Origin of the sequence: Saccharothrix tamanrassetensis (assembly GCF_014203665.1) — a bacterium.
Taxonomy (GTDB): domain Bacteria; phylum Actinomycetota; class Actinomycetes; order Mycobacteriales; family Pseudonocardiaceae; genus Actinosynnema; species Actinosynnema tamanrassetense.
In genome coordinates this window covers 1-13,512 of record NZ_JACHJN010000006.1, presented here as the reverse complement: position 1 = coordinate 13,512, position 13,512 = coordinate 1, and the positions used below count along the sequence as shown (strand labels likewise).

The 13,512-nt window shown below is 70.9% G+C and carries 15 protein-coding genes and 1 rRNA gene; 5 read left to right on the top strand and 11 right to left on the bottom strand.

From position 1 onward, the window contains the following. Positions 1-212 precede the first annotated feature (212 nt). Complete coding sequence (locus FHS29_RS19535) at positions 213-686, bottom strand: RDD family protein (protein ID WP_184692433.1); 474 nt, start codon at positions 684-686, stop codon at positions 213-215. 197 nt (positions 687-883) lie between these two features. Here FHS29_RS19535 and glnA point away from each other — a divergent pair, with 197 nt between their 5' ends. Beyond that, on the top strand, positions 884-2,308 hold the full coding sequence (gene glnA / locus FHS29_RS19530; RefSeq protein WP_184692431.1) for a type I glutamate--ammonia ligase: 1,425 nt from the start codon (positions 884-886) through the stop codon (positions 2,306-2,308). A 54-nt stretch (positions 2,309-2,362) separates the two neighbouring features. On the opposite strand, the gene FHS29_RS19525 is transcribed toward glnA, so the two are convergent. After that, entirely contained in the window at positions 2,363-3,100 is a 738-nt protein-coding gene (locus FHS29_RS19525) for a DUF6338 family protein (protein WP_184692429.1), read from the bottom strand. A 325-nt stretch (positions 3,101-3,425) separates the two neighbouring features. Then, positions 3,426-4,049 (bottom strand): hypothetical protein, encoded by a 624-nt coding sequence (locus FHS29_RS19520; protein ID WP_184692427.1) that lies wholly within the window; start codon positions 4,047-4,049, stop codon positions 3,426-3,428. Positions 4,050-4,250: 201 nt separating this feature from the next. Here FHS29_RS19520 and FHS29_RS19515 point away from each other — a divergent pair, with 201 nt between their 5' ends. Continuing rightward, positions 4,251-4,466, top strand: a complete 216-nt coding sequence (locus FHS29_RS19515; RefSeq protein ID WP_184692425.1) for a hypothetical protein — start codon at positions 4,251-4,253, stop codon at positions 4,464-4,466. Between the two features lie 46 nt (positions 4,467-4,512). On the opposite strand, the gene FHS29_RS19510 is transcribed toward FHS29_RS19515, so the two are convergent. From FHS29_RS19510 to FHS29_RS19485, 6 genes are all read right to left on the bottom strand, one after another. Beyond that, positions 4,513-5,442: an NADP-dependent oxidoreductase gene (locus FHS29_RS19510; RefSeq protein ID WP_184692423.1), complete on the bottom strand. Its 930-nt coding sequence runs from the start codon at positions 5,440-5,442 to the stop codon at positions 4,513-4,515. A gap of 12 nt (positions 5,443-5,454) precedes the next feature. Next, positions 5,455-8,397, bottom strand: a complete 2,943-nt coding sequence (locus tag FHS29_RS19505) for a bifunctional [glutamine synthetase] adenylyltransferase/[glutamine synthetase]-adenylyl-L-tyrosine phosphorylase (protein ID WP_184692421.1) — start codon at positions 8,395-8,397, stop codon at positions 5,455-5,457. A 39-nt stretch (positions 8,398-8,436) separates the two neighbouring features. Further along, positions 8,437-8,661 carry a hypothetical protein gene (locus FHS29_RS19500; protein ID WP_184692419.1) on the bottom strand — a complete coding sequence of 75 codons (225 nt, stop codon included), beginning with the start codon at positions 8,659-8,661 and terminating at the stop codon, positions 8,437-8,439. Beyond that, positions 8,658-9,791 (bottom strand): inorganic phosphate transporter, encoded by a 1,134-nt coding sequence (locus tag FHS29_RS19495; protein ID WP_184692417.1) that lies wholly within the window; start codon positions 9,789-9,791, stop codon positions 8,658-8,660. Before FHS29_RS19495 ends, FHS29_RS19500 begins: the two co-directional genes overlap by 4 nt. An 83-nt stretch (positions 9,792-9,874) precedes the next feature. Continuing rightward, the gene (locus tag FHS29_RS19490) at positions 9,875-10,612 is read right to left on the bottom strand and encodes a type 1 glutamine amidotransferase (protein ID WP_312864997.1); all 738 of its coding nucleotides are present in this window, start codon (positions 10,610-10,612) and stop codon (positions 9,875-9,877) included. A gap of 15 nt (positions 10,613-10,627) precedes the next feature. Continuing rightward, on the bottom strand, positions 10,628-11,050 hold the full coding sequence (locus FHS29_RS19485) for a rhodanese-like domain-containing protein (protein WP_184692415.1): 423 nt from the start codon (positions 11,048-11,050) through the stop codon (positions 10,628-10,630). An 80-nt stretch (positions 11,051-11,130) separates the two neighbouring features. On the opposite strand from FHS29_RS19485, the gene FHS29_RS19480 reads away from it, so the two are divergent. The 3 genes from FHS29_RS19480 to FHS29_RS19470 all read left to right on the top strand — a co-directional run bounded on the left by FHS29_RS19480 (position 11,131) and on the right by FHS29_RS19470 (position 12,531). Further along, the gene (locus FHS29_RS19480; protein ID WP_184692413.1) at positions 11,131-11,595 is read left to right on the top strand and encodes an Lrp/AsnC family transcriptional regulator; all 465 of its coding nucleotides are present in this window, start codon (positions 11,131-11,133) and stop codon (positions 11,593-11,595) included. Positions 11,596-11,719: 124 nt separating this feature from the next. After that, positions 11,720-12,319: a DUF2975 domain-containing protein gene (locus FHS29_RS19475; protein ID WP_184692411.1), complete on the top strand. Its 600-nt coding sequence runs from the start codon at positions 11,720-11,722 to the stop codon at positions 12,317-12,319. Continuing rightward, complete coding sequence (locus FHS29_RS19470; protein ID WP_184692409.1) at positions 12,316-12,531, top strand: helix-turn-helix domain-containing protein; 216 nt, start codon at positions 12,316-12,318, stop codon at positions 12,529-12,531. Before FHS29_RS19475 ends, FHS29_RS19470 begins: the two co-directional genes overlap by 4 nt. Here FHS29_RS19470 and FHS29_RS38190 read toward each other — a convergent pair. Then, positions 12,503-13,366: a GNAT family N-acetyltransferase gene (locus tag FHS29_RS38190; RefSeq protein WP_221456329.1), complete on the bottom strand. Its 864-nt coding sequence runs from the start codon at positions 13,364-13,366 to the stop codon at positions 12,503-12,505. The two genes, FHS29_RS19470 and FHS29_RS38190, sit on opposite strands and share 29 nt — an antisense overlap. 68 nt (positions 13,367-13,434) lie before the next feature. Further along, positions 13,435-13,512 (bottom strand): 5S ribosomal RNA (gene rrf / locus FHS29_RS38635); the annotation flags it as partial.

The following is a 13,512-nucleotide window of genomic DNA, read 5'->3' as shown; positions in this document are numbered from 1 at the left end:
ACGTAACGGCACGCACTCCGGCAGCTGTCCACAGGGCTGGGCAACCATCCACAGCCCACCTGTGGACGCGCCGGAGCTGTCGGCACCCCGTGGGACCATGGACTCGGGGGCCGGAGGCCACGCCACGACGGTCCGGCACCGCAGCAGCGCTGCTTTCCGCAGGTCACACGGGTCACACAGGTCGCTCAGGTCCAGGTCACAGGTCGCTCAGGTCAGCGGACGCGGATGACCACGGTGCCGGCCGCCTTGTCGTGCAGCCCGCGCCCGTCCGCGTCCCACACCACGGCCGGGATCACCGGGAAGATCAGCAGCGTGCGCAGCGCCGCCCGTCCGACACCCACCAACCCTGCCCCGTCCAAACGCGCCACACGCAGGCCGAAGACCGCGTGACCAGGCGTGAAGCCGAAGAACCCGACCGCGATCACGGTGATCGAGAACCAGGCCAGCAAGCTCCAGTTGCGCGGCAGTTCGGGGTAGCTGAAGACGCTCGCCACACCCATCGCCAGCGCGAAGTCGACCAGGATCGCGAACGCCCGCCGCCCCGTGGACGCGACCGAACCCGGGCCGGTCCGCGGCAGACCGAGGCGTTCGCCCTTCCACTGCTGGGCCGTGCCGTCACCGGAGTCGGCGCCCGGCTCCAGTGCCGAGCGGGGTCCTGACAGCCACGAACCGGTCCACTTGCTCACCCCACCAGAGTAAGGCCGTGCTCGGTGAGTGAGGATCGGGAGGTCCGGTTGCCCGCCCCGGGAGGCCCGTTAACACTGGCGAAACATGAGGGTGATTGCTGGGCAACACCACGGTCTTAGCGTCGCCGACGATGGCAGGCCGCGCGCAACCGCGGCGTACAACCACGCCCCCCACCGCAGTGAAGGAGTCGACGAGGGTGTTCAAGAATCCCGACGAGGTCCTGAAGTTCATCTCCGACGAGGGCGTGAAGTTCATCGACGTCCGGTTCAGCGACCTGCCCGGTGTGATGCAGCACTTCACGCTCCCGGCCTCGGCGTTCGACGCGGACGCCATCGCCGAGGGCCTCGCGTTCGACGGCTCGTCGGTGCGCGGCTTCCAGTCGATCCACGAGTCGGACATGCTGCTGCTGCCCGACCTGTACACGGCGCGCGTCGACCCGTTCCGCATCGAGAAGACGCTGATCGTCAACTTCTTCGTGCACGACCCGTTCACGCGTGAGGCGTACAGCCGCGACCCGCGCAACATCGCGCGCAAGGCCGAGCAGTACATCACCGAGTCGGGCATCGCGGACACCGCGTACTTCGGCGCCGAGGCGGAGTTCTACATCTTCGACTCGATCCGCTTCGACACCACCCCGAACGCCTCGTTCCACGAGATCGACGCCATCTCCGGCTGGTGGAACTCCGGCCGCGAGGAAGAGGGCGGCAACCGCGGCTACAAGGTCAAGTACAAGGGCGGCTACTTCCCGGTCACGCCGACCGACCACTACGCCGACCTGCGCGACAAGATGGTCCTCAACATGGAGGCCAACGGCTTCACGGTCGAGCGCGCGCACCACGAGGTCGGCACCGGCGGCCAGGCCGAGATCAACTACAGGTTCAACACGCTGCTGCACGCGGCGGACGACCTGATGCTGTTCAAGTACATCATCAAGAACACCGCGTGGCAGGCGGGCAAGACCGTCACGTTCATGCCGAAGCCGCTGTTCGGCGACAACGGCTCGGGCATGCACACCCACCAGTCGCTGTGGAAGGACGGCGTGCCGCTGTTCCACGACGAGTCCGGCTACGCCGGCCTGTCCGACAGCGCGCGCCACTACATCGGCGGCATCCTGCACCACGCGCCGTCGCTGCTGGCGTTCACCAACCCGACGGTGAACTCCTACCACCGCCTGGTGCCCGGCTACGAGGCCCCGGTGAGCCTGGTCTACAGCCAGCGCAACCGCTCGGCGTGCGTCCGGATCCCGATCACCGGCAACAACCCGAAGGCCAAGCGCATCGAGTTCCGCTGCCCCGACTCGTCGGGCAACCCGTACCTGGCCTTCTCGGCGATGGTGATGGCGGGTCTGGACGGCGTGAAGAACAAGATCGAGCCGCCGGCCCCGATCGACAAGGACCTCTACGAGCTGCCGCCCGAGGAGGCCCTGAACGTCAAGCAGGTCCCGGCCACCCTGGACGCCGTCCTGGACAACCTGGAAGCGGACCACGAGTTCCTGCTGGAAGGCGGCGTCTTCACCCCGGACGTCATCGACACCTGGATCTCGTTCAAGCGCGAAGAGGAGATCAACCCCCTCCGCCTCCGCCCGAACCCGTACGAGTTCGCCCTGTACTACGACGTGTGATCCCGCTCGAAGCCTGAAAGGCCCGGCGTCCCCCAGGGATGCCGGGCCTTTGGTCTACGGCTGCGCTTCGAGGACGCGAGGGCGTTCGCGGGCCGGTACGCGTTCGTCGGTGGCGAGCGAGCGGTACTGGATGCGGAGGTATTTGATCTGGTTGGCGGGGATCACGATCCGGGACCAGCGGTCGCCGATCAGTTTGTGCTCGGGGGTGTCGCCGCCTCGCAGGGGTGTGCCGATGTACGTCAGGTCGGCGCCTTCCAGCACGATCTCGCGTTCCTCGGGAATGCCGGAAGCGGTGTGGGAGCGCAGGAAGCCGAAGAACGACGTGCCGTCCACCAGGTGCACGTGCACCCAGGGCACCGACTGGTCGGGGCGGTCGGTGCGGAACACCAGGTGCCAGGCGGTCTGTTGTCGCACGGCCACGACCTCGCGGCGCCGGCGGGCCAGCAGGTGGTCCAGCAGCACCGCCAAGGTGCAGGCCACCAGCAGCACGGCGAACGCGGTGCCGACGATCGGCCAGAACCTGGACTTCGCGTGCGCGCCGCCGTCGGTCGCGAGCCTAGCGACGTCCAGCGGGTCGATCCCGAACAGCAGGCGCAGCACCGCCAGCAGACCCAGCACCAGCAGGCACGACGCCGTGGTGAAGACCAGGCTGCCGAGGGCGACCCGGGCCGCCTCGCGGAACGCCGACTCCTTGCGACCCGCTCGTCGGCGTTCCCGCAGCAGCTCGAAGACGATGCCGGGCGCGACCAGGGCGAGGAACGACAGCAGGGTGCCCAGGGTCTGCGGCACCATCAGTCCGTGTCACCACCGGTCCGGGGCGGTTCCACCGGTTCCGAGTCGAGGTACTCGAGGGGCCCGGGGGTGGCCCCGAACGGACCGCCTTCCGGCGTCGCAGAACCGTACGAACCGCCTCCCGGCAGCACAGGACCGTACGGACCGCCTCCCGGGTCATCGGGCGTCTCGTGAGGACGCTGCGCCGTGGTGACCGTTTCCGGTTTGGTGTGGTCCAACTCCGGGACGAGTTCGGGATCCCTCTCCCGTTGGCTCTTGTCCGCCATCGTCCACCTCCCGCGATTCACATGGCCTATCCATGGAGTCGCGGGCCGGGTACTACGCGTTACCTCGGGATCGGGATGTCCGCCACCGACACCGCACCACCGGTGGGGGCGAGTTGGCCGATGATGCCGGAGAACGTCAGCGTGAACCTGGTCGCCGCTGCCGGGGCCTTCTGGTCCAGTTCCACGTACCCCGAGATGCTCGCGTTCTTCGCGATGCCCGCCGGCCACTTGCTGGTGGACAACGAAGCGCCGTAGTCGCGCCTGGTGTCGTCCTGACCGGTCACGGAAGCCAGGGGAAGGTCCATTTTCGACGTGCTGGCGTTGATGGCCGTCACGTGCACCCGCAGCCGCCCGGCGGCGTTCTCCACCCGGTTCACCTCGACGGTCAGCAGCCCCCGCGACTGCTTCCACGAACCGACGCCGACCTTGCTCTCCGCACTGGTGGTCGGGGTTTCCCCGGTCGTCGTGCCGAGTGCGCCGTCCAGGCCGCCGCCGGACGAAGCGGCGGTGGTCGTGGTGGTCGTCGTGGGGGCGCTGGAACGGAACGTGACGCTGAGTGCGCCGATGCCCACGGTGCCTGTCGTCGCCGCCTGGACCACACCCAGCAGCACCAGCACGCCGAGCACGACGAGTCTGATCTTCAGCGCGGTGTTGTTCTTCCTGCGGTGGTGATCGTCGGCCATGACGTCCTTCGTCCGGGCGCACGCGTGCGAACGGGAATTCCCCCTTGAGCCCCGCCAGTCTCGGCACAGCCGATACCGATAGTCAATGCGCGCGGTCCTATTCGGACCCCTGTTCCACCCTGCGTGCACACGCGCGGACAGCGGGTTCACGACGTGGGGCCTGCCCGTCCCACCATCGTGGCGGGCGGTTAGGGTCGCGCCGTGTCTGATGACGTCGAAAACACCGCGCAGGTGCTGTCCACCAACATCTTCGACTCCGCTGCCGAGGCCATCGAGGCGATCGCCGCCGCCGACGTGCTCGGCCTCGGTGTCAAGGTGTCCAACCGGCTCGTGCCGGACGAGGAGTCCGACGACACCCTGGTCGAGGAGTGGGTCGTGGAGCTGTACACCTCGGTCCCCACGGTCGACGAGGACTGAGCAGAGGACCGATCGGAGGGGCCTCCGCCGGGAGGCCCCTCGACCCTCACACCGTCAGCACGATCTTGCCGCGCACGTGCCTGCCCTCCAGCAGCCGGTGCGCCTCAGCCGCCTCGGCCAGCGGGAACGTCTGCTGCACCACGACCTTCAGCTCACCCGAGCCGGCGTGGGACGCCAGCCAGTCCAGATCGGCCCGCACGGGCTTGGCGTAGGCGTACCGGCCGCCCAGCCCCAGCACGTTGGTGTCCACAATGGAGACGATCCGGGACGGGTCGCGGACCAGCGCGGGCGAGTCGTTCAGCGCCGCACCGCCGACGCAGTCGAACGCCACGTCCACCAGCCCGTCACCGCCGACCAGTTCGGCCACGTTGTCCACCAGCGCGTCCCCGTACGCCACCGGCTCGACGCCGAGCCCGCGCAGGAACTCGTGGTTGCGCCGGGACGCCGTGCCGATCACGCGGGACGCACCCAGGATGCGGGCCACCTGCACGGCCAAGTGCCCCACGCCACCGGCGGCGGCGTGCACGAGCACCGTGTCGCCGGACGACACCCGCACCGCGCGCAACGCCTGGAGAGCGGTCAGCCCGGTCAACGCCAGCCCCCCGGCCTCCGCGAACGACAACGATGACGGCTTGTGCGCCAGCCCTCTCTCGGTGGCGGCGATCAGCTCCGCGTAGGTCCCGTGCTGCACGTGGTCCTTGCGCTGGTAGCCGAACACCTCGTCACCGGGCTGGAACCCCTCGACGGCCGGCCCGACCTCCCGCACCACGCCCGCCACGTCCCAGCCGGGGATGAGCGGGAAGTGGTGCGGCAGCCGGTCCTTCGCGTAGCCCATCCGCACCAGCCGGTCCACCGGGTTCACGCCGGCGGCCCGCACCTCCACCAGCACCTGGTCGGCGTTGATCCGGGGATCGGGCAGGTCCCGCAACCGCAGCACGTCGACGTCACCGAACTCGCTCTGTGCAATCGCCTTCACGCACCCCAGTGTTCACGAGCCGTAGAAGACTCGCTCGATCACCGCCCGTGCCCGCCGCGTGGTGCGCCGGTAGGAGTCGAGGAACTCGCCGGGGTCGCGCGGGTGCCCCATCACCTCGGCCACGGCCGCCAGGTCACGCCCCGTGGTGGGCAGTTGGTCGCCGGGCTTGCCGCGCACCAGCACGATCGCGTTGCGCGCCCGTGTCGCCATCACCCAGGACTCCATCAGCGCGGACGCGTCGTCCCGCGACACCAGTCCCGCGTCGGCCGCCGCGCGCAGCCCGCGCACGGTCGACGGTGTGCGCAGGGTCGCCACCTCGGACGCGTGCTGCAACTGCAGCAACTGGACCGTCCACTCCACGTCCGCCAGCCCGCCGCGCCCCAGCTTGGTGTGCGTGGACGGGTCGGCGCCGCGCGGCAGCCGTTCGGCCTCCACGCGGGCCTTGATCCGCCGGATCTCCCGCACGGACGCCGCGTCCAGCCCGTCCGCCGGGTACCGCACCGGTTCCACCAGGTCGATGAACCGCGCGCCGAGGTCGCTGTCGCCGGCGATGAACCGGGCCCGCAGCAGCGCCTGCGCCTCCCACAGCTGGGACCACTGCGCGTAGTACGCCCGGTAGGACTCGAACGTCCGCACCAACGGCCCCTGCCGACCCTCCGGCCGCAGGTCGGCGTCGACCTGCAGCGCCGGGTCCTGGCTGGGCGCGCTGAGCAGCCCGCGGACCTTCTCCACGACGGCACTGGCGTACCGGAGTGCGTCGGAGTCGCTCACCCCCGGCACGGCCTCGCACACGAACATCACGTCCGCGTCCGACGAGTACCCCAGCTCACGCCCGCCGAGCCGGCCCATGCCGATGACCGCGATGGACGCGAGCCGCTCGCCGGCGTTGCGCACCACGGCGTCCAGCGCGGCCTGCAACACCGCCACCCACACCTCGGACAGCGACACGCACACGGTCCGCAGCGGCACCAGGCCCAGCAGGTCCGCCGACGCCACCCGCAGCAGCTCCTGGCGGCGCAGCGACCGGGCGGCGGTGACCGCGCGTTCCAGGTCGTTGTACCGGGACACGGTGCTGCGCAGCGGGTTGCCGATGGCCATCGGGTCGCGTCCGACCAGCGCGGACGTGTCGGCCAGCAGCCGCAGCACCTCGGGCGCCCGCACCAGCAGGTCCGGCACGAACTTCGAGGTGCCCAGCAGCGCGGCGAGCCGGTCCACGACCGTGCCCTCGTCCCGCAGCAGCCGCAGGTACCAGGGCGTTTCGGCCAACGCCTCGGACACCCGCCGGTACGCCAGCAGCCCGCCGTCGGGGTCGGGCGTGGTGGCGAACAGGTCGAGCAGCACGGGCAGCAACGCGGTCTGGATGCGCGCCCGCCGGGACACCCCGCGCGTCAACGCCTCGATGTGCTTGAGCGCCCCGTCCGGCGCGGCGTACCCCAGCGCGGCCAGCCGGGCGGCGGCCTCGGCCGTGGTCAGCCGCAGCGCCTCGGTCGGCACGTTCGCCACGGCCTGCAACAAGGGCCGGTAGAACAGCTTCTCGTGCAGCCGCCGCACCTGGTTGGCGCGCTTGCGGAACTCGGCGAGCAGGACCTGGGCCTCGGACAGCCCGCCCTCGGCCTGCAACCCCGCCGCGCGGGCGAGCCAGCGGAGCCCCGCGAAGTCGTCGTCGGCCGGGAACAGGTGGGTGCGCAGCAGCCGCTGCAACTGCAACCGGTGCTCCAGCGTGCGCAGGAACCGGTACGCGCGACCGAAGTCGGCGGCGTCCGTGCGCCCCACGTACCCGCCACGACCCAGCGCCGCCAACGCGGCCGTCGTGGTCGTGATGCGCAGCTCCTCGTCACCTCGGCCGTGCACGAGTTGCAGCAGCTGGACGGCGAACTCGACGTCCCGCAGTCCGCCGCGCCCCAGCTTGAGCTCCCGGTCGGCCAGCCCCACCGGCACGTGGTCCTCCACGCGCCGGCGCATGGCCTGCACGTCGGGCACGAAGTTCTCCCGCTCGGCGGCGGTCCACACCAGCGGCCGGACCACCTCCAGGTACCGCTGCCCCAGCTCGGCGTCGCCCGCCACCGGCCGGGCCTTGAGCAGCGCCTGGAACTCCCAGGTCCGCGCCCACCGCTGGTAGTACGACGCGTGCCCGTCCAGCGTCCGGACCAGCGCGCCCGCCTTGCCCTCCGGCCGCAGCGCCGCGTCCACCTCGAAGCACGCCTTGCCCGCGACCTGCATCGTCGTGCTGGCCAGCCGGGTCGCCACCCCGAGGTCGCCCTCGCCGACGAACACCACGTCCACGTCGCTGACGTAGTTCAGCTCCCGCGCGCCGCACTTGCCCATCGCGATCACGGCCAGCGTGCATTCGTCGGCCCGCGGCACCTCCCGCGACGCCACGTCCAGCGCGGCCCGCAGCGCCGCCACCGCCAGGTCGGACAGCAGCCCGGCCACGTCGTCGTAGCCCACGTGCCGCGCGTCGGGCTCGGCGACGTGCGCCAGGTCCTCGGCGGCGATCCGGCACAGCAGCGCCCGGTACTCCAGCCGCAACGCCCGCACCGCGGCCGCGCCGGTCAGGCCCTGCACGGCGGCGACCAGGGTCGGCGCGAACACCTCCGGCGACACCGGCTCGACATCGGCCAGCCCGTGCCACCGGTCGGGGTTGGCGACCAGGAAGTCCGACAGCGCGGTGGACGACCCGAGCACGGCCAACAGCCGGCCGCGCAGCACATCGTTGGCGCACAGCGCCTCGTCCAGCCCTGACCACCCGTCACCGAGCGCGATGCGCAGCCGGTCGACGCCGAGCAGCGCGAGATCGGGGTCGGGGCTGCGCGACAGCGCCCACAGGACCGACTCCCTGCCCTCCGCCGGTCTGCGGTCCGCCCACCACCCGGCCGCGCGCAGGTGTTCGCCGCTGCGCGCCTCGGTCAGGCCGAACCGAGCGGGGGACGTCGGGGTGCGGGCTGGATCGGTCATCGACGAACACCGTAGTCCGGGAATCCGGGAGGAGGAGCCTCAGCGCGCCACGATCAAGTAGATCCCGAACAACACCACGGTCACGCACGCCACGAGACAGGCGGTCGCCGCGGTGGTGGGCAGGGCTACCGAAGCGCCGCGTTCCCGTGCGTCCTCCCGTGCCGACAGCGCGCGCAGCCCCGCCGAGAACAGCACCACCAGCCCCAGCACCACGGTCAGGCTCACCCCGAACACGGTGCCCAGTGCCGCCCAGTCGACCTTCATACCGCCACCTTGTGCGTCTCGGCCTGCGCCGCGATCTCGTCCACCACGTGCTCCGGCCGCACCGGCTCGCGCCGGGACAGCAGCCAGATGCCCAGCGACACCGCCACGGCCACCGCCGCCACGACCACCACGCCGACCGTGCCGGTGGACGCGACCCTGCCCGCCAGCGCACCCACGATCCCGGCGGCGGGCAGGGTGAGCAGCCAGGCCAGCGCCATCCGCCCGGCCACGCCCCACCGCACGCCGTCGCGCTGCCGCCCCAGGCCGGAGCCCATGATCCCGCCGGACGCGACGTGCGTGGTGGACAGCGCGAAGCCCAGGTGCGAGGACGCCATGATCACGGTCGCCGCGCTGGTCTGCGCCGCGAAGCCCTGCGGGGCCTCGATCGTGGTCAGGCCCTTGCCGAGGGTGTGCGTGATGCGCCAGCCGCCCAGGTAGGTGCCCAGCGCGATGGCGACCGCGGCGCTCAGGACGACCCACATCGGCGGCGCGGCACCGGGCTGGAGCATCCCGGCGGTGATCAGCGTGAGCGTGATGATGCCCATCGTCTTCTGCGCGTCGTTGGTGCCGTGCGCCAGCGACATCAGCGCGGCGGACGCCACCTGACCGGCCTTGAAGCCCTTGTGCGAGACGGACTCGCGGGTCCGGCGGGTGAGCCGGTAGGTCAGGAACGTGGCCAGCAGCGCCACGATCCCGGCGACCAGCGGCGCGGCGATCGACGGCACCACGACCTTGTCCACGACCTTGGCGAAGTGCACCGCGTCCGCGCCGGACGCGATCCAGGTGGCGCCGATGAGCCCGCCGAACAGGGCGTGCGACGAACTCGACGGCAGACCCACGTACCAGGTGACCAGGTTCCACACGATCGCCCCGACCAGGCCGCCGAACACCACGGCGGGCGTGATGCGGGCGTCGTCCACGATGCCGCCCGAGATGGTCTTGGCCACCTCCACCGACAGCAGCGCGCCGACCAGGTTCAGCACCGCCGAGAACGCGACGGCCGTGCGCGGCTTCAGCGCCCCGGTGGCGATCGACGTGGCCATCGAGTTGGCCGTGTCGTGGAAGCCGTTGGTGAAATCGAACGCCAACGCCGTGGCGACCACGATGATGACGAGGAGCGAGGCATCCACGCTGATTCCTCCGGCTGAACCGACACAGTCGTGGATGAACGCTACCTGTCCGACCGATGAACACTCACCTCGGCGGAGGTTCGTCACACCAGGGGCAGGTTCCTCTGCCGGGACAGCTCACCGCCGGCGAACCGGACGAACCGCTCGGCGAACGGCTGCCACACCTCGCGGATGTCCTCGTGGCCCCGCGCCAGGTTGTCCGGGTCGAGCTGACCGGGCCGCGTGCACGCGGCGGCCTCCGGCGCACCCCGCGCCCAGCCCAGCACGATCTCCGGGGTCGTCTCGATGTGGAACTGCACCCCGTAGGCGTTGTCGCCGACCCGGAACGCCTGGTTCGGGTACTTCGGGGAGGAGGCGAGCAGCTCGGCCGTCGGCGGCAGCAGCGCGATCTCGTCCTCGTGGAACTGGAGCACGTCCGGCGTCCACGGCAGCTCGCCGAACAGCGGGTCGTTGCCCGCCGCGTCCCGCTTGGCGACCAGCAGCACGCCCACCTCCGGCCCCTTCGGACTACGCCGGACCTGCCCGCCGGTGGCCGCCGCGAGGAGTTGCGCCCCCAGGCAGATCGCCAGCGTCGGTACGCGCTTGGAGACCGCGTGCGACAGCAGTTTTCGCACGTCGGCGAGCCAGGGGTGGTCCACGTCGTCCAGCGCGCCCATCGCGCCGCCCAGGCAGACCACCCCCTGGTAGCCGTCCAGCGTGGTGGGGAGCGGCTGCTCGTGCGGCTTCACCACGTCGAGCACCGCCCCGGCACCGGTCAGCCAGTCGCCGAGGCGGGCGACCGGGTCGTTGTCGTCGGGTTGCAGCACGAGCAGACGCGTCACCCGGCCGAGGGTAGATCAGCAGGAGCAAGCGATTCCGTGCAGCCCGTCGCCCTCCACCGGGTAGCCCGCGGCCGCCCAGGCCCGGATGCCGCCGGCCAGCCGCTTCACCCGGAACCCGAGCCGCGCGAGCGTGGCCGCGCCCTTCGTGGCGGCGTTGCACTCGGGGCTCTCGCAGTAGCAGACGTAGACCAGGTCGCGGTTCCAGTCGGCGGTGGTCGTCTCGTCCATCTCCCAGTGCGGCAGGTTGATCGCGCCGGGGATGTGCGCCCGCGCGAACGCCTCCGCGCTGCGGGTCTCGACCAGTCGGAATCCCGCGGTGTCGCCCGCCTCCAGGTCGCGCACGACGTCGTCCGGGTCGGCTTCGAAGGACAGCTCGGCGGCGAAGAACGCGGCGGCGGTCGCGGGGTCGGCGGGCGGGAAGCGCAGCGTGTTCGTCATGGTCTGAATCCTGCTTGCCCTGCGGTTCCCGGGACATGGAGAAGTCCAGGTCTGCGGCGGCCTGTGCCTACGATTCCACGGTGGAACTGGACGACCTGGACTGGAAGCTGCTGGACCTGCTCCAGCAGGACGGGCGGATGACGTTCACCGAGTTGGCCAGGCGGGTCTCGCTGTCCGCGCCCGCGACGACCGAGCGGGTGCGGCGGCTGGAACAGGCCGGTGTCATCACCGGGTACACGGCGGTCGTGTCGCCGCAGCGGCTCGGGCTGCCGATCGAGGCGATCGTCCGGGTCCGGGTGCGCAGCCTGGACACGCCCCGGTTCCGGGAGCGGATGGTGACCCTGGCGCAGGTGCTCGACGCCGACCACGTGACCGGCGACGACTGCTGGCTGCTGCGCGTCGTGTGCCGGTCGATGGTGGAGTTGGAGGAGTTCGTCGAGCACGCGCAGAGGTACGGGGACACCACCACGTCGCTGGTGTTCTCGTCGGCGGCCCGGAACGGACCCGTGACGCGGAACGTGCTCGGAGGTATCGTTTCTCGATAACATCGATAAACGATATGGGGGGAACCATGTCAGGTCGGAGTGGGAGCCCGTTACAACCGCTGCTGGGCGTGGTGGCCGCGTTCGTGTCCGCCGCGGGGATGCGGGCCGGACTGGCGACGACGGTATGAAGAACCCGTTGCAGCCGTTGACCAGCCTGGTCCGGTTCCTGTGGTCGATCACCGCTGTCCTGGTCGCGGGCGGTGCGGTGCTCCGGGCTGTCTACACGGTCCAGGGATCGGTCTGCTTCAAGGCCGACAGCGCACCGAGCCCGAGCGTGGACGGCTCGCCGCTCTACCGCGACACCGTCACCGCCTACCCGGAGGTGGTGCAGGTCTGCATCCCGGAGCCGACGATCGGCGACCGGCTGCTCGGCATCCTGGAGTCCGCGCCGTCCGCCTTCGCCTACGCGGGTACGTTCCTGCTGCTGATGCTGCTGCTGGAGAAGGCCGCCAAGGAGGGCATCCACACCGTCGACACCGCGCAGCGGCTCACCCGGTTCGGGGTGTACCTGCTGATCGCCCTCCCGGTGACGACACTGGTCGAAGCGGTGGCCAGGACGGTGCTGCTGCTCGACTCGGTCACCCTGGACCTGGACCCCATGGTGTTCGTCTCCGAGTGGCACCTCCCGGCTTGGGCGGTCGTCACCGGGTTGGGCATGCTGTCGTTGGGGGCGATCATGCGGACCAGCGCTTCGATGCGCGAGGAGCTCGAAGGAACGGTGTGAGCGTCCAGGTGCACCTAGACCGGCTGTTGGCCGAGCGCGGGATGACGTTGACCGAGCTGTCCGAACGGGTCGGCGTGACAGTGGTGAACCTGTCGATCCTCAAGAACGGCCGGGCGAGGGCCATCCGTTTCAGCACCCTGGTCGCCCTGTGCACGGCTCTCGACTGCCAGCCGGGCGACCTGCTCAGCGTGGTGCCGGCGCGGGTGGAGTGAAGACGAACTCCGCCGCGTCGCACACCGGGCGGAACCCGATCCGCTGGTAGATCGAGTTCGACGTCGGGTTGGCCAGGTCGGTGAACAGCACCACGTGCTCCGCACCGGCGTCCGACGCCCACCGGGCACACGCCGAGGTCACCGCCGCGCCGTAGCCGTGGCGGCGGTGCTCCTCCGGCGTGTAGACGGGGCCGATGCGGGACATGCCGGCGGCCGGTCGACCGGCGCCCGCCCACGCGACCGGCCGGTCGCCTTCCAGCCACAGCAGGTGACCTGACCCGGCGGCCAGGCTGCCCCGGACGAAGGTGTTGGCCAGCTCCTCGTCGGAGTCGTAGGGCGTCGACTCGTCCACGAACTCCATGTACCAGCGGACGAGCAGCTCGGCGTCGTCCTCGGTGGCCACCCGCGCCCGGCCGGGCACGTCGGTCGGCGGGACCAGTTCTCCCAGCCGGTACAGGCGCAACGACGTGGCTTCCCTCGCGCTGCCCCCGTGACGGGCCGTCCAGGCCAGGGCGAACGCCTCAGCCGATTCGCGCGGCCCGTTTACCCCCGGCAGGTCGACGTCCGACAAACCCTCGACGACCGCGTCGACCCATTCCACCGGAACACCGCTCACCGCGAGAGCCCACGGTGGGGTTCGCACAGCCGCCGCGACGACCTCACCGTTCTCCACCACCGTGAGGAGCACGAGTGCTTCATCGGTCGGCTGCGGGTTGTTGAGCCGCCGGTGCACAGCCGCCACCGGGACGGTGTGGAACACCGGGTCCGCGGTGAAGAAGTCGCCGGCCACGGCCCAGAAGCCGGCCACGTCGTGGTGCCTCGCCACGTCTGCCACGGACGGCACCGTAACGCAGAAAGCCCTCAGGGGCACCCGAGATAACGGGTGCCCCTGAGGGAAGGAATGTTCGGCGGCGTCCTACTCTCCCACACCCTCACGAGTGCAGTACCATCGGCGCTGGAAGGCTTAACTACCGGGTTCGG